At 60.3% G+C, this 25,287-nt stretch carries 19 protein-coding genes; 13 read left to right on the top strand and 6 right to left on the bottom strand.

Annotated elements, in window-relative coordinates:
- Window position 1: 1 nt before the first annotated feature.
- On the bottom strand, window positions 2–1,087 hold the full coding sequence (locus JNK74_03170) for an ABC transporter permease (GenBank protein MBL7645172.1): 1,086 nt from the start codon (window positions 1,085–1,087) through the stop codon (window positions 2–4).
- The gene (gene ligA, locus JNK74_03165) at window positions 1,084–3,114 is read right to left on the bottom strand and encodes an NAD-dependent DNA ligase LigA (GenBank protein ID MBL7645171.1); all 2,031 of its coding nucleotides are present in this window, start codon (window positions 3,112–3,114) and stop codon (window positions 1,084–1,086) included. Before ligA ends, JNK74_03170 begins: the two co-directional genes overlap by 4 nt.
- A 262-nt stretch (window positions 3,115–3,376) precedes the next feature.
- Here ligA and JNK74_03160 point away from each other — a divergent pair, with 262 nt between their 5' ends.
- The 4 genes from JNK74_03160 (at window position 3,377) to JNK74_03145 (ending at window position 8,635) form a co-directional block, all read left to right on the top strand.
- Entirely contained in the window at window positions 3,377–4,342 is a 966-nt protein-coding gene (locus JNK74_03160; GenBank protein MBL7645170.1) for a dienelactone hydrolase family protein, read from the top strand.
- 81 nt (window positions 4,343–4,423) lie between these two features.
- Window positions 4,424–5,371 carry a MoxR family ATPase gene (locus JNK74_03155; protein MBL7645169.1) on the top strand — a complete coding sequence of 316 codons (948 nt, stop codon included), beginning with the start codon at window positions 4,424–4,426 and terminating at the stop codon, window positions 5,369–5,371.
- On the top strand, window positions 5,371–6,444 hold the full coding sequence (locus tag JNK74_03150; protein MBL7645168.1) for a DUF58 domain-containing protein: 1,074 nt from the start codon (window positions 5,371–5,373) through the stop codon (window positions 6,442–6,444). Before JNK74_03155 ends, JNK74_03150 begins: the two co-directional genes overlap by 1 nt.
- Window positions 6,437–8,635: a DUF3488 domain-containing protein gene (locus JNK74_03145; GenBank protein MBL7645167.1), complete on the top strand. Its 2,199-nt coding sequence runs from the start codon at window positions 6,437–6,439 to the stop codon at window positions 8,633–8,635. The genes JNK74_03150 and JNK74_03145 overlap by 8 nt, the downstream gene beginning before the upstream one ends.
- A gap of 13 nt (window positions 8,636–8,648) precedes the next feature.
- Here JNK74_03145 and JNK74_03140 read toward each other — a convergent pair whose 3' ends face one another.
- Complete coding sequence (locus JNK74_03140) at window positions 8,649–9,902, bottom strand: VCBS repeat-containing protein (GenBank protein ID MBL7645166.1); 1,254 nt, start codon at window positions 9,900–9,902, stop codon at window positions 8,649–8,651.
- Window positions 9,899–10,885, bottom strand: a complete 987-nt coding sequence (gene pdxA / locus JNK74_03135) for a 4-hydroxythreonine-4-phosphate dehydrogenase PdxA (protein MBL7645165.1) — start codon at window positions 10,883–10,885, stop codon at window positions 9,899–9,901. Before pdxA ends, JNK74_03140 begins: the two co-directional genes overlap by 4 nt.
- Window positions 10,886–11,281: 396 nt before the next feature.
- Between pdxA and JNK74_03130 the strand changes: the two genes are divergently transcribed.
- The 4 genes from JNK74_03130 (at window position 11,282) to recR (ending at window position 14,596) form a co-directional block, all read left to right on the top strand.
- Window positions 11,282–11,746: a hypothetical protein gene (locus JNK74_03130; GenBank protein MBL7645164.1), complete on the top strand. Its 465-nt coding sequence runs from the start codon at window positions 11,282–11,284 to the stop codon at window positions 11,744–11,746.
- Window positions 11,747–11,979: 233 nt separating this feature from the next.
- Window positions 11,980–13,371 (top strand): chromosomal replication initiator protein DnaA, encoded by a 1,392-nt coding sequence (gene dnaA, locus JNK74_03125; GenBank protein MBL7645163.1) that lies wholly within the window; start codon window positions 11,980–11,982, stop codon window positions 13,369–13,371.
- Between the two features lie 93 nt (window positions 13,372–13,464).
- A complete protein-coding gene (def, locus tag JNK74_03120) occupies window positions 13,465–13,989 on the top strand; it encodes a peptide deformylase (GenBank protein ID MBL7645162.1) in 525 nt (174 codons plus the stop codon).
- A gap of 4 nt (window positions 13,990–13,993) precedes the next feature.
- Window positions 13,994–14,596 (top strand): recombination protein RecR, encoded by a 603-nt coding sequence (recR, locus tag JNK74_03115; GenBank protein MBL7645161.1) that lies wholly within the window; start codon window positions 13,994–13,996, stop codon window positions 14,594–14,596.
- Between the two features lie 13 nt (window positions 14,597–14,609).
- Here the strand turns inward: recR and JNK74_03110 are convergent, their stop codons facing one another.
- Both JNK74_03110 and JNK74_03105 read right to left on the bottom strand, forming a co-directional pair.
- Window positions 14,610–15,623 carry a hypothetical protein gene (locus JNK74_03110; protein MBL7645160.1) on the bottom strand — a complete coding sequence of 338 codons (1,014 nt, stop codon included), beginning with the start codon at window positions 15,621–15,623 and terminating at the stop codon, window positions 14,610–14,612.
- Between the two features lie 39 nt (window positions 15,624–15,662).
- Complete coding sequence (locus tag JNK74_03105) at window positions 15,663–16,625, bottom strand: GNAT family N-acetyltransferase (GenBank protein ID MBL7645159.1); 963 nt, start codon at window positions 16,623–16,625, stop codon at window positions 15,663–15,665.
- Window positions 16,626–16,763: 138 nt separating this feature from the next.
- On the opposite strand from JNK74_03105, the gene JNK74_03100 reads away from it, so the two are divergent.
- The 5 genes from JNK74_03100 to JNK74_03080 all read left to right on the top strand — a co-directional run bounded on the left by JNK74_03100 (window position 16,764) and on the right by JNK74_03080 (window position 24,875).
- Window positions 16,764–17,270 carry a MarR family transcriptional regulator gene (locus JNK74_03100; protein ID MBL7645158.1) on the top strand — a complete coding sequence of 169 codons (507 nt, stop codon included), beginning with the start codon at window positions 16,764–16,766 and terminating at the stop codon, window positions 17,268–17,270.
- Window positions 17,267–18,652, top strand: coding sequence for an HlyD family efflux transporter periplasmic adaptor subunit (locus tag JNK74_03095; protein MBL7645157.1), 1,386 nt, complete (start codon window positions 17,267–17,269; stop codon window positions 18,650–18,652). The genes JNK74_03100 and JNK74_03095 overlap by 4 nt, the downstream gene beginning before the upstream one ends.
- Window positions 18,649–21,894: an efflux RND transporter permease subunit gene (locus JNK74_03090; protein MBL7645156.1), complete on the top strand. Its 3,246-nt coding sequence runs from the start codon at window positions 18,649–18,651 to the stop codon at window positions 21,892–21,894. The genes JNK74_03095 and JNK74_03090 overlap by 4 nt, the downstream gene beginning before the upstream one ends.
- A gap of 62 nt (window positions 21,895–21,956) precedes the next feature.
- Window positions 21,957–23,576 (top strand): TolC family protein, encoded by a 1,620-nt coding sequence (locus JNK74_03085; protein MBL7645155.1) that lies wholly within the window; start codon window positions 21,957–21,959, stop codon window positions 23,574–23,576.
- A gap of 99 nt (window positions 23,577–23,675) precedes the next feature.
- Window positions 23,676–24,875, top strand: coding sequence for a hypothetical protein (locus JNK74_03080; protein MBL7645154.1), 1,200 nt, complete (start codon window positions 23,676–23,678; stop codon window positions 24,873–24,875).
- Window positions 24,876–25,287 lie beyond the last annotated feature (412 nt).

The raw sequence follows: 25,287 nt of genomic DNA, 5'->3' as shown, positions 1-25,287 counted from the left end.
ATCAGGGCCACACGTAGTAGAAGATGGCCGCAAACACGATGTCGCACGTGATCAACATGAAAATGTCCATCACGACGGCGCGGGTGGTCATGAGGCCCACACCGCGGGAACCGCCGGAAACCCGAAAACCGTTGTGGCAGCCGATGAGCACGATACCGAGGGAGAAAATGATGGTCTTGGAGAAACCCTGGAAGAGATCGCCCATGTGGGCGGAGTTCAGCGTCTGATTGAACCAGATGGAGGGCTGAAAACCGAGCACATAGACGCCCCAGAGGGCCCCGCCGAAGATTCCCGACACCATGCCAAGGGCAACGAGGCAGGGCAGAACAATCAGCAGGGAAAGCAGCTTGGGGGCAACGAGAAACTGGTTGACGTTCAGGCCCATACCGCGAAGGGCGTCGATCTCTTCCTGTACCTGCATGGTGGCGATCTCGGCGGCGATGGCGGCTCCGGTGCGTGCCGAGACCACCACGGCCGTCATAATGGCGGCCAGTTCGCGCGCGAAGCCGATCATGATGATATCGGCCACAAAAATGGAGATGCCGTAGGACTCCGCCTGCTTCGCCATGAGCATGGCGATGATCAGCCCGAGCAGGAAGTTCATGAGGCAGACAATCTGGATGGCCCGGACACCCATCTCGTGAATTTCGTCGATAAGGATACCCCAGCGAAAACCCCGACCCTCCAGCGGCGCGAGGATGGTCCAGTAGATCGCGTCTATGCACAGTTCCACAAAATCTTTGAATTCTGTATACCATTCGATGGCATGGCCGCCAAAGGTTTCAAAGAATCCGGGGCGTGGACCCGTGTTGCGGGGGCGGGGCAGGAGCGCGGGTTCCACCATGTTCACCATCTCCGCCACCTTGCCGGAATGGCCTTCCAGGCGGAGTCGCGCGTCCTTCCGGTCCAGGTGCTCGGCAATCTTGACCAGCCACGCGCCCCCGAGAGAGTCCATGACCGTCGTGTCGCCGAGATCGAGAGAGACCTGAGCGCCTTTCTCCAGAGGTTGCTTCAGGATTCGTTCCCACAGGGCCTTTCCGCTCTCCCGATCGAGGGTGGGCGGTGCTTGAATATGGAGGGGGTTCATGAAGACCCGCCAAGCATGCGCTGGAAATCGTCTTCGGTGAGCACGGGCACCCCGAGGGACTCGGCCTTGGCAAGTTTGGAGCCCGCTTTTTCACCCGCGATGAGGTAATCCGTCTTTGCGCTGATGCTGCCGGAAGCCTTGCCGCCGAGGGCCTTGATCCGCTCGTGGATCTCGTCCCGGGTAAACTGACTCAGCGCACCGGTGACGACAAAGGTTTTTCCTGCGATGTGCTCATTCATTTCCGAAGCGTCGCGCCGTTGCTCGGTCATACAGAGCCCGCTGTCACGAAGTCGCGCGACGAGGGACTGGTTCGCCGGCAGGTCAAAGAAATCCACCACGCTTTGCGCCACGACTTCGCCCACCTCCTCGACGCCCTTCAACTCGTCAAGTTGGGCGGCCATGAGTGCGTCCATGGAGCCGAAGTGCTCCGCCAGAATCTCCGCCAGTCGGCTGCCCACGTGGCGAATGCCCAGACCATAAAGCAGGTGCTTCAGGGTGCGTGATTTGCTCGCTTCAATCGCCGTCACAAGATTGTTGGCCGATTTCGCCGCCATGCGCTCCAAGTTCGACAGCGTCGCCGCATCAAGCTGGTAGAGATCCGCCGGATCGTGGACGTTTGCCCGGTTTACGAGCTGCTCAATCAGCGCCGGGCCCAGCCCCTCGATATCCATGGCGGCGCGACTGGCGAAGTGGGTCAGGCGTTCCTTCACCTGGGCGGGGCAGGCCAGATTGAGGCAGCGCAGCACCGCGTCGTCCGGATCCTTGTGGGCCTCGGTTCGGCATTCGGGACAGGCCGTGGGAATGGGGTAGGGGACACTGTCCGGGGCGCGCAGTTCGGGCACAAAGCGGAGCACCTGGGGAATGATCTCGCCCGCCTTCTGCACTTCGACCGTATCGCCGATGCGCAGGTCTTTCTTGGCCAAATCTTCGAAGTTGTAGAGGGAAGCGCGTTTGACGATGGTACCCGCCAGGGGGACGGGGTCCAACTCGGCCACCGGGGTCAACGCGCCGGACTTGCCCACTTGAACGGTAATATCGCGCAGAAGGGTGCGGCCCACTTCCGCCGGAAATTTGTAGGCAATCACCCAGCGCGGCGACTTGGAACGGGTGCCCAGACGCTTGCGCTGCTCGGGATCGTCCACTTTAATGACCATGCCGTCGATCTCATAGTCGAGGTCGAAGCGGCGTGTGGACCATTCCGCGCAGACGGCGATGGCCTCCTCAATATCCGCACAGGGTCGGCTGTGCTCGTTTACCGGCAGCCCGCAGGACTTCAGCAGGGCCAGGGTCTCCTGATGAGATATCGGCGTCTGGTCTTCCTGAGGCACAATGTCATAGAGGTTTATGGAAAGACTGCGTTTCGCCACTTCACGCGAATCCAACTGCTTCAAGGTACCGGCCGTAGTATTGCGCGGGTTGCGGTAGGGCTCTTCGCCGGCGGCCTCGCGTAGCACGTTCAGGCGTTTCAGCTCCTGGGTGGTCATGAAGACTTCACCGCGCACCTCCAGATCGGCCGGCGCGTGGTCGGGCAGGCGCAACGGAAGCATTTTTATGGTGCGAACATTCTCCGTGATCACATCACCCTGGACCCCGTCGCCGCGCGTAACGGCGCGCGCGAGCACGCGATTCTCGTAGACGAGAGAGATGGCGATACCGTCCAGCTTCAATTCCGCCACATAGGCGGGGGCCTCACCGTCCAGCCCTTTGCGCACCCTCGCGTCGAAGTCCCGTAGTTCCGCATCGCTGTAGGTGTTGTCGATGGAGAGCATGGGAACACGATGGGCCGCCGTCTCGAAGTAGCCCAGGGGTGCACCCCCGACCCGCAGGGTGGGTGAATCGGGTTCCTGGAGTCCGGGGTAAGCCGCCTCCAGGGCTTCCAGTTCCCGCATGAGCGCGTCGAAGGCCTGATCCGTTATCTCCGGGGCCGCCTGTGTGTAATACAGGTGGTTGTGGCGCTGAAGTTCGGCTTTCAGCGCCCCATAATGGGCGATAACTTCAAGATCGGGTTGGGGCGTGGACTCGTTCATGGCGGCATTATATAGAATACCGCCGGGAGCATTATAGTTGCCTCCGGTCCCCCGGACCCATGACATGGGATTGCGGAAAGTGGGAATACAGTAAGACAATCGGTCGGGCAGGCCGTTTAGCGTCGGTGCCCGCCCTTTTTGACCGTGCCGAGACTCCGGTTGGTGGGGGACCCGGATCTTTGAGGTGTTCATTTGCACATCGCGGCGACCATGGGTTAAAACCTACTCGGATACACGGGCGCTTGCCGGGAGAGATTGCAGCATGGTAGACCTCAGAGCGCTGAAAGACGCGGCCAGTTGGTCGCGGGCGCGAAAAGAGATTGTGGAATCGGTAAATCAGGTTCTGGGTCAACGAATCGCCAAACGTGCGGACTTGCAGCTCAGCGTGGTGGATGAATTGGAGTTTCCGAACTACATCCGCCAGCGCGTGAACTATTTTGTGGACGACTGGACGCGGGTATCGGCCTGGATGTTCGTGCCCCGGGAGGTTGAAGATGCGCCCGCAATCCTGTGTTGCCATCGGGCCTGCCGACAGGGAAAGGACGAGCCCGCTGGACTGGAGGGAAACGGCCGGATGGCCTTTGCAGCCCACTACGCCGAACTGGGATATATCACCCTTGCGCCGGACAGCGTGACGGCGGGAGAGCGCGTTTCGAGCCGGTCTGAAGCTTACAATACCGACCTCTTCTACAAGGACCATCCGAAGGCTTCTCTACTAGGCAAAATGCTGGACGATCACCTTCATGCGCTGGACGTGCTGGAGGGGGATCGTCGGGTGGATTCGGCGCGGATCGGTGTCATCGGCCATGGACTGGGCGGAACGAACGCGCTGATGCTGGCCGCGACTGATGGACGGGTTCAGTGTTGCGTGGCGAGTTGCGGGTTCACCCGTTTTTCGACTGATCCCGGTGTGGCCCGATGGGCGGCGGAAGATGGTATCAAGCTCCTTCCCCGGTTGAAAGACGCGATAGACAGCGGCCAGTTCGAGTTTGACTGGGAGCATCTGCTGGCCATGGCCGCGCCGAGCGCGCTGCTGGTGATTACCGCTCTGGGAGACTCGGCCTACGCGAATCCGGAGAGTTGTGGGGATGCGGTGGAGCAGGTGGAGCGCTTGTACAAGTATTTTGGCGCGCCGCGCGCCATCGAGCATTTTACCCATGATGACGGGGATCAGATGACTTATGAAGGGCTTGACGCGGCGGACGACTGGTTCGAGCGCTGGCTTTGAGCGCGTAAAGACGTTAGTTCCGAGGGGGATGGTGTTTGGCGTGACCGCAGATTTTTACCGATGGAATGGGCTGGAGCGAGAATGGATCCGAACGTAGCTGCGCAGATTCAGAAATTACTGGACAACATGGAGCAGGTTGTCTATGGCAAACACGAAGTAGTAAAGATGTGCGTCATCGGGCTGCTTGCCCGGGGGCACATTCTGATCGAAGACGTGCCCGGTATCGGCAAGACGACCATCGCGCAGAGCATAGCCCGTTCGCTGGACTGCACCTTCAATCGGGTTCAGTTCACGAGCGACATGCTTCCTTCCGACATCATCGGCGTGTCGATGCTGGATCCCAAGACGAATGATTTCGAATTCAGAAAAGGGCCGATCTTCGCCAGTATCGTGCTGGCCGACGAGGTAAACCGCACCCCGCCAAAGACTCAGAGCGCCCTGTTGGAGGCCATGAGCGAGAATCAAATCTCGATCGACGGGCGAACCTACCCACTGCCCCAGCCCTTCATGGTGCTGGCCACCCAGAATCCCATTGAGTACGAGGGGACCTACGTGTTGCCCGAATCCCAGTTGGACCGTTTTTCGCTCCGGGTGGAGATGGGCTATCCGCCGCCCGCCGACGAAATTCGCATCATGCGGCGGCGCAACCCGCAGAAGGCCATTCATGACTTGGACCCGGTGCTCACGGTGGAGGAAATCCTCGCGCTTCAGGAACGCGTGGGCGAGATAATCGTGGACGATTCGGTGGCCCGCTATATGCTCGCTATTGTTCAGGGCACCCGTACGCACGAGCAGGTTCAGCTCGGCGCCAGTCCCCGCGGCTCGCTGGCGTTCTACGAGGTATGCCAGGCCCGTGCGCTGGTGGAGGGACGGGATTACGTCACGCCGGGCGACGTCAAGGAGATGGCCGTACCCGTGTTGAGCCACCGACTGCTGGTCAAATCCCGAGGCGCGGATCTCTCCATGGCCGCGCAGGAGCGCGCGCGGGTGATCCGCGAGATTCTCAAGCGGACCGAAGTGCCCGTCTGATGAGTAAGCCGACGGTGAACAAGAAGCGAAAGGTGCGAATGCGCGCCACGGGATGGGGATTCTGTATTATCCTCTTCCCGATACTTCTGGCCGCCTGGAATACCGGCGCCAACCTGCTCTACATCGTCGTCGGCGGATTAATCAGTTTCGTTGTTCTCTCCGCGTGTTGTGCTTTCCTCGCCTTGCGCGATGTGGAGTTGCAGCGGAATGCACCCAAAGCCGCGTATCGGAAGCAACCCTTTCAGGTACATCTTCGGATTGAGAATCGGCGGCGTTGGTTCTCGGCCATTTCGGTCCGAATCGAGCGTTCGGGCGCGACGACCGCCGCCCTGGGTTATGTCCTGAAGATTCCGCCCGGGCAGGCCGCACGCCTGGCGGTGGAGGAAGTCCAGGACCGGCGCGGACTTTACATCCTGGAACCGTACCGGCTGGTAACGGGCTTTCCCTTTGGACTGATCGAGACCTCGGTCCAGTTCGAGGACACGGCCGAGATTCTGGTGTATCCCCGCGTCTATCCCGTGCGCACCAACGCGCTGGAACGCATCCCGACGGCTTCGCAAGCTTCGACCCAGGCCAGCGAAGACGGCGACGAGTTCTTCGCCCTCAGGGAGTACATTGTGGGCGACGACATCCGCCGAATTGTGTGGCGCATAAGCGCGCGCATGGGCAAGTGGATCGTGCGGGAACTGGCGCGATACAACTCACGGCTGGTCATACTCGCGCTGGACACGACGATGGATCCCTCGCAGGAGAATTTCAACGACTCTTTCGAGGAAGCGGTGGAGCTTACCGCATCGGTGGCCATCATGTTGCTCAGGCGGCGCTATGAAGTTTCCATCGTCACCCCGGAGGTGTTCCTGGCGGGGGGGGAAGGGAAGGGCCACGAACGGCACGTATTGCGCATGCTGGCCCAAGTTGCGCCGACCGACGGCGCGCAACCCTTCTCCGAGAAACTTGCCGCGCTGGACGTGGTGGATTCCATGGTGTTTCACGTGTCGCCTGATCCGGATAAATGGGGTACCCAGGCGCGACATGGAAGGGTGCTGGACCCTCGGGAGCTTGTTCATGGATAGTCCCCACACTCCATTGCTGCGGCGTTCCACGTCCGTGTTCGTGTTTGCCGGTTACCTGGCCCTGGCCGCGGTGCCCCAGGTGGGTCCCGCCATTCTGCTCATTCCCATTCTGGCCCTGTCCTTCTGGCGCACGGGCGAACGACTGGACGCGAATCACCCGATCTATGGCGTGCTGTCCCGGGCGATCACCATCGCCTATTTCTGTTTCCTGCCCTTGAGTCTTGTCGAGCTGGACTTGCTCCCGACCGTGGTCATGCTGGTGATCTACATTCAGTGTTATACGCTGGTGCACGTCAAGCAGGTGAGGAACTACTACCATCTTTTTCTCATGTCGCTGTTCCTCCTGCTCGCGGCGTGCGTACTGACGCCCGACCCGATTATCGGTTTAATTCTGCTCATTTTTCTGGTCAGCGCGGTGTGGGCCAACATGGCCCTGCGTATCGTGATGGAGGAACTCGCCTGCGGCAAGGGTTCCGACGTCGAGTTGGTGTCGCTCGACTACATGCTGCACCACGCCTATCGGGATCAGCCTCAGGACAAAGGCTCCTCCATGCCGGCCGTAGCGGCGTCTCTCTCGGTGGCCGTGATCGTTTTCACCACGCTCTGGTTCTTCCTCACGCCCCGAATCGAGGCGGGCGTACTGGGCAGAAATCAGGTGGACAATCAAACGGTCGGCGTGGGTGATACGGTGGATCTGGAATCCGGCGGCCTCATCAGTGACGATCAGACGCCGGTGATGCTGGTGCAGTTTCCCGATGAACCGGACGGGCAGATACAGAACATTGACTGGCTGTACTGGCGGGTCACGACTCAGAACACATACGGGGACAATCGCTGGGACAACATGCCGGTTCGCTTGCTGGAACCCGGGGTGAAGAATCTCTCCCAGGGGCAGCGCAACGAAAACGGCGAGGTTCGGCGCCTGGAGCGCTTCATGCGACCCAACGCGACGGTCGTGCATCAGGTGGTTTACATGGACGACGTGCCCCGAAATGGTGTGCCCGTGCTGGATCTGGTGCAACGGGTGCGCGTGGACGACAAGGCGAAGGGTATCGAAGTGGTCTGGGGCCGCGACAACGACTTTACGGTGCGGCTGAGGAAGGAAGGCTCACGACGCCTGAACTACGAAGCCTGGTCGGAAGTGGGCGAGCCGGATATGGAAGAGCTCAGAAAGATCCCCCTTGATTTCAGTGAGATGGACCCGACCGATCTTGAGGTGCTGACGCTCAGCCCGCTGAGTGAAGAATCCATTGAGCTGGCCCGGAATCTGATGCAGGACAGGCCCACCCTGTACGACAAGGTGCTTTCGATTCAGAACTTTCTGTCTGGGCCGGACTTTCTGTACTCGCTCGACGACAGCGCAACGCAGGGGCGCTCGGTCATTGATGAATTTGTACTGCGGGACCGGAAAGGGCACTGCGAGAAATTTGCCACCGCCATGGCGCTACTGGTGCGGAGTCAGGGTATTCCAGCCCGTGTCGTTCTCGGGTACCGGGGCGGTGAGTGGAATGATTCCGATAGGACCTACACCATTCGCGCCAACATGGCTCACTTGTGGGTGGAGGTGTGGTTCCCCACGGCCGGGTGGATCAAGTTTGATCCATCTCCGCGCAGCGACGATGCGCCGGGCAGCGGTTTGAGTCGGTTGACCATGCTGGCGTCCCGGGGTCTGTTGAAAGCCAAGATGTTCTGGTTTCGCGAGGTGGTGGGCTTTGATCGGGCGGCGCAGGTGGAGCGGCTTCAAAATTTTTCGATCGGGGTGATACAGGGCTTCCGTGGTAAGACCGAGACGGCGGACGGCGAGCAAGTGACGGGCACGATGGGCATGTTGGGTTTCGTAACCCCCCTTATTGTACTTACTGGCCTCCTGGTGGGGCTTGTCCTGGCCATTGTTCGCGTGCGCTGGGTTCCCTTACCCAGGAATCTTCCCCTGAACGCGCAGCAACTTCGCGTCGTTCGCCTCTACCTCCTCCTGCGGCGGCACCTCCAGCGTTTCGGCGTGGTGTGTGCGGGAAAGACGGCGGAAGAGTTGTGCGCCGAACTTCACGGCCCGCGCTGGGGCGCACCGGCGGAAGCGCTCCGAACCATCGAACTCTACAATCAGGTGCGCTTCGGCAACCTCACGCCGGACGCGTTGGATCTCTCCGCGCTGCGCCGGTCAGTTCTCGCCATTCGCCCGGTGGAGGATTGAACCGCCCTTCGGATTATTCGTTGAGCAGGAGTCCCACCGAGTTCAGGCCCCACAGGGCGACCGCGATGTCTGGTTTGCCGTCACGGTTCAGATCGGCGCTGCAGAGCGCACGCGGCTGTCCCCCTTTGAACTGATAGGACTGTTGCGCGAATTCCAGGAAGGGCTTATTCTTGCTGTTGTCCGTGGTCATGACGACCACCCGCTCGGATGAGTAACATGCGGCGGCAATATCCGGGAATCCATCGCCGTTGAAGTCGCTCACCGTGATGTCCTGTATGCCCTCCTCCAGCACGTTGCGGTCCGCGCCGAGCATGATTTCCTGGGATACGCCAAAGTTGAATTTGCCGGTGCCATAGAAGACCACGATGGAATCATCCGTGTGCTTGTGCGACACAATGAGATCGCGCTGGCCGTCCTGATTGATGTCCGCCACCTGAATACGGTGGGGAAGCCTTCCCCGGCTGGAAAATCGCTCCACCTCCTTAAAGGCGCCGGTACCGTCGCCCTGCCAGATAGCCACTTCATCGGTCGCCATGAGGGTGACCGCGAAGTCCAGATTCGAATCATGATTGAAATCCGCCAGCTTCAGGCAGAAGGGCGCGCCGGGGAGATCGACCAGCACCGGGGCTTTGAAGTGGGTTTCGGGGTCGCCCTCGAAATAGACCAGAACGTCGCTGCCCCAGCCCGTCGCCAGCACATCCCGGAGACCATCCTGGTTGATGTCACCGGCGTCGATGGAGGTCAAGGCGGGGCGATGGTACACCGGAACGCCATCGCCGTCCATTTGCCGCTTGTAACCCAGGGTATCGCTTTCCACTCCGAAATGTTCAGGCTGAAAGATGCCCTCGTCCCGCAGGTTGAGAAAAAGGTAAAGATCGCGGTGGCGCGTGGCGTGGAAGCTTGCCACGAGGATATCGGGCCACTTGTGCGCATCGATATTGGCCACGGCGAGGGCATAGGGCCCGAAATCCGTCTTCAGGGAGGGGTGCAGCTTTTCATACTTCAGATCGCCCTGCGCGATGAGCAACGAAAGCTCGTCATTCGCGGGGCGCTCTTCACGCAGGTCGCTGAGCACGCCACGGTCCGCGGTGATGATCTCCGGCCACTCGTCGCCGTTGAGATCCACCGCTACAATGGCGGAAGGGTTTGGGCCCACCTGAAAAGGCTGGGGCCGCGCGCGCATGCCCGCCTGCGCGGCCCATGGCAGCGTGAGCAGTGTTCCAATGGCGGCAATGGCGACGCGCCGGGTCCAGAATCGGGATTTCATGAGCGCCCTCCCAGGGCGATGGCCAGTTTCAGGGCGGCTACGAGACTTGATTCACGAGCCAGGCCCTTGCCCGCGATGTCGAAGGCGGTGCCATGGTCCACCGAGGTGCGAATGATGGGTACACCGAGTGTAACGTTGACCCCCTCGTCCATGGCGATAAGTTTCAGCGGGATATGCCCCTGATCGTGATACATGGCAATGACCATGTCCAGGGTACCTTCCCGCATCTTCCGGAATATCGTGTCCGGTGGATAGGGCCCGCTGCAATCAATCCCACGCGCGATGCAGGCGTCCACGGCGGGGCGGATTTCTTCTATTTCTTCCCGACCGAAGGCGCCGGCTTCGCCCGCGTGGGGATTGAGCCCCGCGACTCCGATGCGCGGTGCGGCGAATCCCATTTTGCGAAGGGCCTCGCAGCCTATTTCAACGGAGCGGACAATCCGGTCTTTTTTGACACAATCGAGGGCCTCACGCAGGGACAGATGGCCGGTAATGTGCACGATGCGCATCGAATCCGTGAAAAGACACATGCGGTAGTCTGGCGTGTCGGTGAGTTCCGCCACCAGCTCGGTGTGCCCGATGTAGTGGTACCCCGCTCGATAGATGCATTCCTTGCTGATGGGACAGGTAACCATGGCGGTCAGCGTTCCATCCATACAGCCCCGGGCGGCCGCTTCTATCCACGCCACCGCGCTGTGGCCCGCCTCTGGATCGAGGACACCATACCGCACGTGCGGCCCTTTAACGCCCGCATCAAACACGGGGATACACCCCGGAGGCGCGGAGGCGGCCAGCGAAGGGAGGGCAACAATCGGGGGAGCCCCCGGACAAAGTGCCGTCGCGTGCTGAAGGGCCTGAGCGCTGCCCAGCACCACGGGCGCACACCACTGGGCCGGATTGTGACGGGCAAAGAGCTTGACGACGAGTTCAGGACCTATCCCGTTTACATCACCCAGGGTAATTCCTACGCGGGACAACGTCATCGAGCTTCACTTTCCAACCGGGTTGAGAGCGGGGTGGCAGGGAGGGTCTCACAGTCTGCCATTGAGACGCCTATCGTAGCACAAAGCGGGACTTGAATCCCATGCGCAGGAGGGACTTCGGGTGGGTTGGGTGCCACGGCGCGCGGCGCTCTCCCGCGTGACGGCGACGGTAAAATTTCACCGAATTCCCCTGTATTCACTTCGTTTTCCATTTTGTCCTTGCGTTGGAACTATTCGGATGCTATACTCATTTTTTTACGCCAGACACGCGGGATCGCAGGTCCACGGGAGGGGGCCTGTTCGTCCCGCACACCCCCGTTGCGGTGGGTCTTTGGCGAAATCTCTTCGAACACCCGACGGGTGAAGTGTATCTATTCATAGAGAGGAGTTCATGCGTTGACGCTTTCACCCTGTGACCCGCCCGACGCCCTGATCGCCTCTCTTTGTGTTCAGGCGTCCGCCTCGGCGGAGGGCTTCGACTGGCCTGACGTTGCCGGCGTATTGGACAAGGTGGAGGAGGAAATAGGGGAGATTCGCCACGCGCTTGCCGCGGGAGACGCTCCCCACGCCCGGAAGGAACTCGGAGATCTCCTCCTGATCTCCGTCAATCTGGCGCGCTTTCTCGGGGCCGATCCCCGCGAAGAGCTCCTGAGCGCCACCGCGCGCTTCTCCAACCGGTACTCATTTCTCAAAAAATCGCTCGCCGGCGAAGGAAAAAGCGTGGGGGATTGCGACCTGGAAGCGCTGGAGCGCCGCTGGCAGCAGGTCAAACACGAAGCAGACAAAGTACTTAGCACAGGGCTTGACATGGGTCGCGTTTATGGTGCAAACTCAGGACCTGATTTTATCAAAAACCCTTGATTTTACAGGTCGGAATGAAGGTGTGGATAACTTGTTGGAAACCCGTGGAGAACTGGTGGATAACTTTCGGGATCCGGCCTGGTCAAGGGCTTGAGAGTCATATTCTGGCTCGCCCCGGTCGGTTGAGGGTGTGGCAAACGACAACTGGATTTGCTCGTCAATTGCACTAGCATACTATTTTATTCCGGCAATGAGTTGATTCGGTTGGTGTTCGTGGTCGGACAGGAGAGATGATGGCTTCAAAGAGCGAAGTGAACCCATGGCAACAGGCGCAGGTGCACTTGCAGGCGGCGCTGGATGAGTACAGCTACAAGAACTGGTTTGCCCAGACGCGCTTCGAGTCCTGCGCAAACGGCCAGTTGCTTGTAGGTGTACCCAGCCAGTTCTTTGCCGATTGGCTGCGCGATCACTACATGGATGCCGTTTGCGATTCCCTTCGGAAGGTCATGCCGGACTTCGAGTCCGTGCAGTTTATTCCCCGCCCCGAGCACACGGCGGATCTGAACGTAGCCCGGCTTCCCAGGCCCATGGGCCAGTCCAAGGCGCCGTCGACCGCGGAACGCGCTCCGGTCAAACGGCCCGGTGCGACTCCACGCAGCTACAACGGCTTTAATCCCCGGTACACCTTTGACCGATTTGTAATTGGTTCGGGTAACCGCTTCGCCCACGCCGCCGCCCGCGCGGTGGCCGAGTCCCCCGGTCGGGCCTACAACCCCCTGTTCCTCTATGGCGGCACGGGGCTCGGCAAGACGCACCTGATGCAGGGTATCGGCCAATATCTCATGTCGCGTCAGTCGGATCTGCGCTGCGTGTTTATTTCCTCCGAACACTTCACGAATCAGCTCATTCAGAGCATCGCGGAGAAGTCGACCCAGCAGTTTCGCGCCAAATACCGCAAGGTGGACGTGCTGCTTATCGACGATATCCAGTTCATCGCGGGCAAAGAGGCAACCCAGGAAGAGTTCTTCCACACGTTCAACGTGCTCTTCGACATGCACAAGCAAATCGTGCTGTCCAGCGATCGCAGCCCGAAGGAAATGCGTGGTATAGAGGAACGTCTCATTTCGCGCTTTGAGTGGGGCCTGGTGACCGACATTCAGCCGCCCGATCTGGAGACCCGCGTCGCCATTCTTCAGCGCAAGGCCCAGGAAGAGAATCTTACAATTCCCGACGATGTCATGCGCTACATCGCGACCTACATCACCACCAACATCCGCGAGTTGGAAGGCGCCCTGATCACGGTACTGGCCTACAGCCGCCTTACGGAGGAGAAGATCTCCATCTCGATGGTGGAAGATGTGTTGCGCGACCTGATCGGCTCTGAGAAGATCAAGCCGGTCACCATCGAGCAGGTCCAGCGCGCGGTGGCCGATCACTTCGATGTCCGCATCGCCGACCTCCACGGTCGCAGTCGCCAGCGCCAGATTGTGAAGCCCCGCCAGCTTGCCATGTACCTCTGCAAGGAGTTGATCCCCAGTCTCTCATTGAGCGATGTGGGGGAAGCCTTCGGCGGCAAGGATCACACCACGGTAATGTACGCCTGCGACAAGGTTTCCACCGAGGTAAAGGAGTCCGCCGTCTCGCGCCAGATGGTCGAGCAACTGACCAAAACCATCCGGTCCTGACACCCGGCTCCGGTCGCATTGACCGCGCGGAACCCCATTTTTACTGGAGTCCGGCCCCGCGCTGTGTTACCATAGAGCGAGGAGTCCAGCTACATGTCCGTACTTGATATCGTTCTATTTCCCGATGACCCCCTCACCCGCAAGGCGGAGCCCTACGCCGAGATAGGACCCGACGTGGCCCGTCTCGCGCGGGATATGATCGAGACCATGCACGCCGCCGATGGTGTGGGCCTGGCCGGTCCTCAGGTGGGTGTGGCCAAGCGCATCTTCGTGTATCATGAGCCGGACGGCGAACCCCGTTGCCTGGTGAACCCCGAGATTCTTGCCATGGACGGGAGCGAGGAAGGGGAAGAAGGCTGCCTCAGCATGCCCCGGGTCTACTCCGATCGGATTCCCCGGGCAACCTACGTGGAGGTCAAGGGTTTCGATGAGACCGGTGCGCCGGTTCACCTCGAGGCGAGAAACTTCCTGGCCCGCATAATCCAGCACGAGTACGATCACCTCGACGGCATTCTTTTTCCCCAGCGACTGGATATCATCACCCGAGATGCGGTGCTGCAGGAGTGGCAGGCCGTGCGCGCGGAAATTCTGGGCGAAAAAAAGCGGCAGCCGGTCTAAGCCCATGTTGCTGGATTCTCCAACCGTGGAACGGCTGGTGGACGCCTTTCGGCGGCTTCCCGGCGTGGGAAAGCGCTCGGCCGAACGGCTCGTCCTGCATTTATTGAGTGCGCCCGCGGACGATGCCTACCGCCTGAGCGAGGCGATTCGAAGCGCCCGGGAGCGAATTACAACGTGCGGGATCTGCAGGAATCTCACCGAGGAAGACCCCTGTGTCATCTGCGCGGATGAGCGGCGCGACGCCTCCCTCATTTGCGTTGTGGAGCAGCCCGCGGGCGCCATGGCAATTGAACGGGGGGGGATGTTTCGGGGGCGATACCACGTGCTCCACGGCGTGCTCAATCCCCTCGAAGGGGTGGGGCCTTCCGAGTTGTGTCTGGATCGGCTCTATGCCCGCCTGGGCGGCAACGCGGTGGAAGAAGTGATTATCGCGACCAACGCCACGGCGGAAGGCGAAGCGACCGCGCTCTACCTTTCGAGGCAACTCGCCCAGCGGGGCGTGAAGGCCAGCCGCATTGCGCACGGTGTCCCCATGGGTAGCGGATTGGAATTTGCCGACGAGGCGACGCTTTCCCACGCCATGCAGGGGCGTACCCTGCTCCACTGAGTCAGGTGTCCCATCAGCGGGATGCGCGCGGTGTTTCCTGAGTCGGCGTTGCCGTATTCAGGCCGAGAAAAGCCTCCTTCAACTTCGCCTCCACCCCCGTAATGTTCATCTCCACGCGATACGTGTTTTCTTCTTCAAGCCAGCCGTAGGTGCTCTCCAACGTCAGCTTGTGGGTGCGTTTGAGTTCGGTGGCGAGCATGGGCAATACAAAGGGTCCCATGAATTCTAGTCGCCCCCGCACTTCCGGGGCCGCATGGATAAGGAGCTGAATGACCAGTGTGTCCGGATTCTTCAGGTCCATCGCCAGCCGTACATCGGTCACTTGTGTAAGCAGGTCCAGCGCCGCGGTGAACTGGGGGTTGGTCTTGAGCAGCTCAAGGCTGGAGCCCCAGATGGGCGCGCAGGCGGCAATAAGAGTGACGATATCGCCCGTTCGATTGTCAATGACGCCCTCGGCCAGGTGACCGCCGTGCAGCGTCAGCGTCTCCTCGGGCGAGTCCATGGTCCAACTTTCGAGAATGGTCGATTCGAGGCCTTCCGGCAAGGCGAGAGAGCCCTGAGCCTGCAGTTTGCCCCGTCCTTCCAGGGAAAATCCGGGATCATCCCACTTGATGGCGGAGGTCGCTTCTTTGAAGTTCGTCTGATTGTTGAGAAAATCGGGCAGGAAAGGGCCGCCGCGCTGTTCATTGAGGAACAGGGTGAAGCGGTAGGAACCGTCGCGGAAATCCGAATTCCCGAGCAACGCGACCTCTCTCGGAAGCACTTTGGGAATGATACCGGCAAGATCCCAGGGAAGCCATGCGGGCAAGGGGGACTCCGGGGGATAGTAGGGCTTGAGCTCCTCGCCCAGTCGCGCGGTATCCACCACCAGGCGCAGGCGCGTATCGGCCGTAGCCAGGGAGTCGTGGGTTACGACGGAGGACGGGAGCCAGCCGTAGGTCTGATCGAGCTTATAGCCCGCAACGGAACCGAAAACGCCCACCACGAGTAGCAGGGCGACAAAGGCAATGAACAACTTCTTTCGCATGCGGACTCCATCGGGCGACGGGAAAGGGCGCCATCAAGATTACGTTTGTGGGTGGTTCGAGGGAGACACACCCTCGAATGCCCCCGCGAGTCGATAGTACACCGGAATTCGTGCGTTTATCCGAAATCCGGCGCGATGATACAAGTTAACGGCGGGATTATCGCATGTTACACCCAGCGCAATATAGTCCAGCGCCTCCTCGGCAAAGGCGGTGCTCAGCCCCTTAAGAAGCGCGGTGCCCAGTCCAATACCTTGGAATGCGGGGGCGACGGCCAGGTGGAGGACGAACCCCAGGCCCGGCAGTACCTGACACCCGATGCCAAACCCGGCACATTGACCATTTTGCCAGGCGGCGAGGGTGTGGGTGCTATTGTGTCGCCCAAACTCGCCGACCGTGGCGCGGAGTATATAGTCGAGGGCCCGAGACGCCGATTGCACTTCGGGAAAAAGAAAACGCTCCGGGTGCCCCCGATAGGTCTCGGCCAGAACGGTCGCCAGGGCGTGAAGATCCGCAGGTGCTGGATGGGTGAACGCGAATTCCCCACGGTAGTGTGATGGTCGGGATTCCGTGGGACAACACATGAGTTGGCGATTCAACGTGCTAAAACCACGCTTCGAAAAAACGCTGTCCAGGTCTATTGGGCAAAAAGGTATGAATTCTGTGAAGATATCGGCGCACGGTTCCAGCGAATCCAGCGCGAAATTCAACAGGGCTTTCCCCGCGCCCGAGTGACGATAGGGCCGCAGCACATGGAAGAATGAAAGAGTTGTCCGGGTATTCTCCCGCTTCGCGAGAAGCAGGGCGCAGACGACCCCTTCGGAGGCGCATCCGAAGGCGAGGACATCGGGGCGGGCCATAGTTGCGGCGATTCCAGCGGCACCGGCGATAGCGTAGTGATCGGCGGCTTCCGTACCGTAGATTTCCTGGAACCCCGGAAGAATTTCGCCCACATAGTCGGAAAGATTGGACGGGGCACACTGAAGTGGCATCGATTCAAACATAAAGGACGGACCCAGGGGAACTCGTGAAGGTGGAAGTATACCCCGCGCCGAGGCGGGTTCCAAGCGGGCTTGGTCGTCGCGGTTGAGTTATTCCTTCGACCCCACTATAATTAGGCATCCTAACTAAGGGAAGTGCTCATGAGTGATCCGACCCAGACCCAGGCACGGGAAATTTACCGGACGGTAAGACTGCTCAAAGACCGGCTCTGCCACAAATTTCAGGCCCGTGCAAGGGAAGGGGGGAGTTCGGAAGTCGGCAACGAACTTACTTTCGTGCAGAGTAACGTTCTGATGGCCATCGACGAGCGCGGTGAACTCTCCGTTAAGGAACTTGCGGACGCGCTTCACGTTACCCCGCCGTCCGCCTCGGCAATGGTGGATCGTCTGGTGGAGTTGGGGATGGTGATTCGGGAACAGTCTCAACAGGATCGCCGCGAGGTTCGGATTCGGTTATCGGAAACGGGCGCCGTTCATTTTCAAGAAATGGAAGGGCAGATTCTGGAATACATAAGCGCACTTTTGATACAACTCGGGCCCTCATGCTCGGCGCAGTGGTGTGAAGTTTACGCGCGGATTCGTGAAATCATCGCAGCCGAGATGCGCTCGGAGCTTGGGCCGTTGGTGAAGAAAGAAGGGGTGGGATGAACAATGACGAACAGGGGGCAACCCCTTCGGAAGCAGGTGCGGTCACCTCAGAAGAGGCGGGCCATACCCGGGAGGCCTCGCTCATCGTTCGGGTGCTGGTCTGCATCGTCGTACTTGCGGTCGGGGTAATGTCGATGGCGCTGATGGTGTACCTCAAGGAAGAGCCTGCGGAGGCCGTGCAGGTGGAGCGGGCCCTCCCCGTGGAGACGCTTCAGGTGGCTCCGGAAATTGTCCCGGTCGTCGTGACCGGTCTGGGCGAGGTGCGCGCGCTAAACGTGGTGCCGCTATCGGCGGAAGTACCGGGTCTTGTGGCCGAAGTACACCCGAATCTGGAGGTGGGGGAAAAGATTCCGGCGGGTGCCCTGCTTTTTCGCCTGGATGCGAGCGACTACATCGCCGCCCGCGACCGCGCCGCGGCGCAAGTACGTCAGTTCGAGAAAACGGTCGAGCGGCTCACCCGGCAGATGGAAATTGACACGGAGCGCCTGAGCACGATAGAGCGAAACGAGGCCCTGATGAAGGCCGAGCATGAACGTGTCAAAGCGCTCTACGAACAGGACGACGTGGGAACGCGATCCGCGGTGGATCAGTCGGAAATGGCCTTCAATCAGGCTGCGGATGCACGCGATCAACTTGGTCAAGCGGTCTCTTTATACCCGGTGCAGATCGAGGAGGCCCAGAGCGGCCTGCAGGCGGCGCGCGCCCAACTCGCCTTGGCGGATGCGAATCTCTCCAGGACGGAAGTCCGGGCGGAGTTCGATGCCCGCGTCAAAAGTGTGAATCTCGAGCTGGGCCAATACGTCAATCCGGGAATGACCGTCGTGACACTGGCGGACGACCGTGTGCTTGAGATATCTGTGTCCCTCGACAGCCGGGATGCCCGGAGCTGGCTCCAGTTTGAAGGCGATGCGCCGGGTGCTGAGCAATCCTGGTTTGGGGCGATTAAGCCCGTCACCTGTTCCATCTATTGGACCGAGGCCCCCGATGCGCGTCGCTGGGAGGGAACTGCGGACCGGATCGAGAACTTCGACCCGCAGACGCGCACGGTAACGGTTGCGGTTCGCATAAGTCCCGAAGGGGCGGACGTGGGCGGGGACGGCCTGCCTCTGGTTGAGGGTATGTTCTGCCAGGTGGAGATTCCCGGCAAGTCGATGGAGCAGGTCTTTCGACTGCCGCGATGGGCGGTAACCTATGAGGGCAACGTCTATCTCGCCCGGGACAATCGTCTCATGATCCATCCTGTGGAGGTCGTGCGCAATCATGGCGAGGAGACCTTCGTTAAAGGGTTGGCCGCCGGAGACGAGGTGATCACTACGCGCCTCGTAAATCCCCTTCCCAACACGCTTCTCGCTCCCGAGGCGCAAGAGGCTGCGCCTTCATGAGAGGTCTTCTGGCGGCATTTGCGCGGAACACGGTTTTCGCGAACATTCTTCTGTTCTTTTTCATCGTCATGGGCCTCCTGGCGGCGTTGAATATGGTTCGGGAGACCTTTCCCGAATTCAGTCTGGATTATATTCAGATCCGTGTGCCCTGGCCCGGCGCCGATCCGGAGGATGTGGAGGAGGGGATCTGCCGCAAAATTGAAGAAGCGATCGAGGCCATTGAGGGGATTAAGACCTACACCTCCACATCGTCCGAGAATTTTGGATCGGTGCTGATCGAGGTGGAGCAGGGCTACGACACCGCCGTCGTCAAGGACAAAGTCCGAAACGAGGTTGAGGCCATTTCCTCGTTCCCGGAAGATGCGGAGCGCCCCATCACCGAAGAGGTAACCTTGCGGCGCGAAGTCATGATGGTTTCCCTCGCAGGCGAGGGGCTCGACGAACGCCAGCTTAAGGAGTGGGCGGAAGAGGTCAAGGAATCCCTTCAGCTCCTTCCCGAGGTGAGCCAGGTTCAGATCATGGGCGCCCGGGAATATGAGATTGGCATTGAGGTTTCGGAAGAGCGCTTGCGCGAGTACGGGCTCACCTTTGCCCAGGTGTCCCAGGCCGTCCGGCAGAGCAGCCTGAATCTGACCGGCGGCACCGTCCGCACGGAAGGGGAAGATATCCGCCTCCGCACGATTGGCCGGAAATATACCGGCAGCGAGCTGGCCGAGATTGTCGTGATGGCCAAGTCCGACGGCGACGTCATCACGCTCGACCGAATCGCGCGTATCGACGACGGATTTTCGGAAGACCAGTTGGTCTCCCGCTTGAATGGTGCTCCCGCGATCACCGTTGGCGTGCTCAAGACGCAGGATGAAGACGCGCTCGCCATATCCAGAGCCGTTACAAAATGGGTGAGCGAACAAGAGCGGATAATCCCCCAGGGGCTAAGCATCCGAATCTGGAATGACACCAGCGTCATGCTCCAGGCGCGGATCGATCTTCTCCTGGAGAACGGCGTCATGGGCCTGGCACTGGTTTTCATAATATTGTGGCTCTTTCTCGACCTGCGAATGAGCTTCTGGGCCAGCATGGGTATTCCCATCAGCATCGCGGGTGCCCTCGGCGTCATGTGGGCCCTCGGCGCAACCCTCAACATGGTTTCGCTATTCGGCCTCATCATGGTGCTCGGTATTATCGTGGACGACGCGATTGTCGTGGGCGAGTCCATTTATGTGGCGCGACTTAACGGCGCCGGGCCACTGGAAGCGGCCATCGAAGGCACGCGGGAAGTTGCCCTGCCCGTGATCGCGGCGGTGACCACCACCATCGTGGCCTTTATACCCCTCGGCTTCATCGGCGGGATCATGGGCAAGTTTATCGCCATCGTGCCGGTGGTGGTGATCGCCTGCCTGAGCGTCTCGTTGGTGGAAAGCCTCATTCTCCTTCCCGCGCACTTGAATAACCTGCCCGATGCCCACGAACAGCGCCGACTGGGACGGGGTCGCGCCATGGCCTTTCGAATCCACCACTTTACCAATGACTGTCTCGTCTGGGTGGCCGAACACCCCTACGCGTCTTTTCTCAAGGTTTCCCTCCGGTGGCGATACGTGTCTTTGGCCGCCTCGGTTTCTATTTTTCTTTTCGCAATCGGCATATGGGCGGGGGGCATTCTGAAATTTGAAATGTTTCCCAAGGTGGACTCCGACATTCTGACCGCGAGCGTGGAATTCCCCGACGGAACGCCCCTCTCCGTCACCCAGGCCGCGGTCGAGCAATTGGAAACTGCACTGGGACGGATCGCCGAGCGGGAAAAGACGCTGACCGGCGAACCGCTGATCAAGAATACGTTCTCCCTCATAGGTTCCATGATCCAGGAGGGCCCTCCAAGAAACGGCAACAATGTCGCCTCTATCCGTGTTGAACTGCTGGACTCGCCGTCGCGCGGGATTTTCTATGAGACGCTGGCCGACGACTGGGAAAAGGAAGTGGGGAGTCTTCCCGGTGTATTGTCCCTTTCCATCGTCGGTATGGAGAACGGACCGCCCGGCGCCGCCATTGAAATCTGGCTTCAGGGCCATGATATGGACGTTCTCAACGCAGCCGCGGGCGACCTGAAGGAAGAACTGTCCACCTTCAACGGCGTGTACCAAATCCAGGACGATTACCGGCCGGGGAAGAACGAACTCAAGTTCACGCTGAAGCCCGAGGCCCGCGTGCTGGGGCTGACCGTGGCGGATCTTGCCCGTCAGGTCTATGCGGGCTACTTCGGAGAAGAAGCTTTCCGAATGCAGCGGGGCCGCGACGACATTCGCGTGCGGGTGCGCTACACCACGGAAGAGCGCAAGCAGATAGCGGAGCTTGAGCAACGCCGGATCCGTACCCCGCAGGGCCACGAAGTTCCGCTACACTCGGTTGCCTTCATTGAGTATGGCGCGGGCCTGTCGGATATCAAGCGGACGGATGGGATGCGCCGTGTGGCGGTGACGGCGGAGGTCAATACGAACAAAGCAAATACGGATACTATCGTTACGGCGATGGAAAAAGAGTTCTTCAAGGGACTTCAGGCGAAATATCCGGGACTCTATGTGGACTTCCAGGGCGAGAAAAAGAAGTCCCAGGAGTCTTTTACCAGTCTGAAGGTTTCCTTCCCGCTCGCACTGATTGGCATCTACGTAATTATCGCCACCGTGTTCCGCTCCTATCTGCAACCACTGGTCATCATGATCACCGTTCCCTTCGGTATCATCGGCGCCTTTCTCGGGCACCTCGCCCTGGGCTTTGAACTTTCCATGATGAGCCTCTTCGGCATTGTGGCCCTCGCGGGCGTCGTGGTGAATGACGCGATCGTGCTGGTCGAATGCGTAAATATGTTGGTGGCTACGGGCATGCCCTTCCGCGAGGCGATCTGGCGAGGCGGCGTGCGGCGGTTCCGCGCCATCTTCCTGACCACGGCGACCACCGTGGGCGGACTCGCGCCGCTGATTCTGGAGCCGGATGTGCAGGCCCAGTTTTTGGTGCCGATGGCGGTTTCCCTCGCGGCCGGCGTGGCCTTCGCCACCCTGCTGACCTTGATCCTGCTTCCATGCCTGCTCCTGATTCTGAATGACCTTCGCCGTCTCGCCTATTGGTTCGGGCATCGTGAATGGCCGACGAGAGAAGCGGTGGAGCCCTGGGTGGGTGAGGCGGCTTCCCTCGCGAGCGCTCAGGCCCATCAGGGGCGCCAAACTCAGCCCTTAAGCGTGGTTTCACCATGAACATGGATGTCATCGGTCGGCGAACAAGCCTTGAACGCCTTGTCCAGATTGGGGAGTGGCCCATGCGAAGCCTGAGGATCGTCTCGATATTTGCGCTGAGCATCGCTTTTTTCTCTGCGGAATTGTCGGGCGAGGAGCCCCGCTCCCTCGACATTGTGGAAGCTCTTCCCGTGGTTGAGGAATCCGACACTGCTCCCGATTCTGTCGCACCGTCGGCGGAGACAACCGCGGAGGAGTCGGGTGAGTCTGTGCCGTTCGTGCTCGATCTTCGTGCCGCACAACAGCTTGCCCTGGAGAAGAACCCCACGCTTTTCGCGGCCGCCGCGCGGGTGGACCAGGCGCGGGCGCGGGTACGCCAGGCTCGTTCCCTATATTTACCCCAGTTGGACGCCGTCTTTTCCGCTACGCACACCCACCTGCCGTCCAATACGGTGAATGCCGCCAAAGACCAGGCGCTGTTATCTCCACTAACCTCTTCCCTGCGGGGCAGTATTCCGCAGGCGCTTTTTGACACGGGCGAGGGCGGTGGTGTGGAGGGGGCGCTGTTCTCGTCCATCGCGGGACTCTATTCCGGACTTCAGGCGCGGGGAAGCGTGGACGAGAGTGTGGAGAATTATCAGGCTTCGCTCACGGCATCGTACATTCTGTTTGACGGCTTTTCGAGACGCTTCACCAATGCCATGGCCCGCTTCGGGCGGGAGGAGAGCGAGGCGGCCCATCGTGAAGCGGTGCGACTGGTTCTTGATGCCATCGCCCAGAGTTATTATGGGGTGCAGCTCGCCCGGGAGAACGCCTCGATCGCCCGTGCGGACGAGTCGTTCAACGAACGTTTGTTGAAGGAAGCCCGCCTTCGCAAAGAGCGCGGCACGGGCTCGAAGAGCGATGTGCTGAATTTTGAAGTGGCCCTGCGGGCCGCTCAGTCGGCTCGGATCCAGGCCGAAGGGCAGGAACAGGTCGCACGGGTTGCTCTGGCGGCGCTTATGGGCTTGCAGGACGCCAAGCTCGGGGAAGCGGTGGAGATTGCTCCGTTGCCCGAGGAAGTTCCGGAGGACCTGCACTCCCCGAATCTGGAGGAAATGATCGGCGAGGCCATGACGACGCGTCCGGACATTCAGCAGGGCGAGTTCCAGGTCGCCCGGATCGAGGCCCAGCTCGGGGAACGCCGGTCAAGTTACTATCCGCAGGTGCGGACCTTTGCCTCCCAGCGCGCTTCCGCGTCGGACAACGCCCGATTCGAGCAGGAAGACTTTGGAGCGACGGTCGGTGTGGATATCAGCTATGGCATTTTCGCCGGGGGCCGCAATCGCGCCACGGTTGCCGAGGCTCGGCACCAGTTGGAGGAGGCGGAGTACCTGCTGGAAGCCCTGCGGCTGGGAGCCACCGAAGATATACGCCGGAGCGGCATCATCTTGCAGACCGCCCAGGAGACGCTCGCGCTGCAACGGACCACGGCCGAGTATGTTCAGGCCAACCGGGACCTGGTGGAAAAGGAGTATGAGGCTGGACAGGGGAGTCTGGCCCGTTTGAATCAGGCCCAGCGGGATCTCGTGGCGGCAGAGGCTCGACTCGCCCTGGCGCGGGTAGCCCTGTACTCCGCATGGCATGCGCTGGAGACCGCGACCGGTGAAACTATTTCCCACTTTGAGGGATGTATCCCCTGTGGGGAGGCTCCATCCGAGTAGCCGAAGGAGGCCGAACTTTGATTATTCCCCCGTTCTGTGCTACGGTATTTTCTGTTTTTAATCGCTTTTCGCGGGGAATTTCCAAACAGGTGCTCCTTCATGAATATCTCTGAACTGCTTTCCAATCCCTCCATGATCCATGCCGCTATCGTGCATATGCCGATCGCGGCCTCGTTTATCGGCCTGCTGTTCGTCATTCTCAGCGCGATCTTTCATCGGAACAACACGGTGCGCGCATTGACGGCCCTGCTCTTCGTCATTGTCGTCGTCTCGGCCTATGTGGCCATAGAGTCGGGCGAAGACGCGCGGGATCTGGTGCCGAATACCCTGCCCACCGCCGTGTGGGATCAGATTTCCGCCCACAAGGCCGCAGCCGAGCAAGTACTCTATGCGGGGGCATTTACCCTGATCTGTCTTGTCCTCTCCCTTATCCGTTTCGACGTGATACGTATCGGCGGTCTATTACTGGCGGCCGTCGGCGCCATAGCGACAAACATCTTCTGCGCCAGCACGGGCCATCTGGGCGGCGCGCTAGTCTACAATCACGGCGTGGGGACGCCGATGGTGCATCAGACGGCTCCGGAGCCCGTGGTGGAACCGGTTACTCCGGTTCCCGCCCCCGTAATGCCCGGCGAGAATGCTGTTCCGGCGAACCCTGCGCTACCGACACCCGTTCCCGCCGAGATTGCGCCCGTCGCAACGCCTGCGGAGTCCGCGCCGGTTGAACCGATGCCCGCCGCACTTGCGGAGAACCCCGAATGGCTGCCGATCCGCGAGTTCACCGCCGAAGAAGCGGCATTGGTAAGCTTCAAACGCGACGTGTGGCCCATCATCGACGATCAGTGCACGAGCTGCCACGAGAATCCCGATGCGGATGGCGACTACGACATGACCACGGTGGAAGGGATGGCCAAGGGCGGCAAGAAGGGCGGCCCCGGCATCGTTCCCGGTAAACCCGACGAGAGTTCCATCATTCACTACATTCGGGGTATTGCCAAACCCCGCATGCCGGAAGACGAGCCCCCCCTCACCGACGAGCAGGTGCACACGTTGCGTATGTGGATCGCCGCCGGTGCGAAAGACGACAGTGCTGAAGCATCAACTCCCGCGCCCGCCGTCGAAGCTCCCGCTCCGGTAGTGGCCCCCGAAGCGCCCGTGCCAGCGCCTGTGGTCGAGCCGACACCGGTGGAAGCCGTTCCCGCACCCGCCGAAGTCACCCCGGCTCCCGAAGCCGCAGCTCCGGTCGAGAATGTTCCGGTAGTGGAAGAAGCACCGGCGCCGGCAGAAGGCCAGATCTAACCCCCCGTTAAGTTGACAGCCAAAACATACAAAGAGCGCGAAGCAAGCAATTGCTTCGCGCTCATTTTCTTTCGAGGTTCCCGGTAGTTGAACGGGGGCATTCCCTCTGGACGGGACCGTGCCGTGTTCTTAAAGCGGGGGACGGTCCCGCACGTTGGGGTGGGACTTGCTCTGTCGAGTAAGTATTGATTGCCCAATTTCCCGGCCCCATTGTAGGCACCCTTGCGTGCAGTGTTTTGTTCCAGTTGGAATCGGAGTGAATACCCTGTAAGTTAATCACAACCTACGGAGGAATTCACAGTGAAACGTAAACGGAAGCATATCAGCGGTACGGAGAAGGTAGCTGCGCTGCGGCGTCATCTTTTGGAGGGGGTTCCGATTTCTACCCTCTGCGATGAGCTCGGGGTGGCCC

It is taken from the genome of Candidatus Hydrogenedentota bacterium (assembly GCA_016791475.1).
Taxonomy (GTDB): Bacteria; Hydrogenedentota; Hydrogenedentia; order Hydrogenedentales; family JAEUWI01; genus JAEUWI01.
The sequence above is the reverse complement of the archived record's forward strand: the minus strand, read 5'-3'. Positions and strand labels throughout refer to the sequence as shown.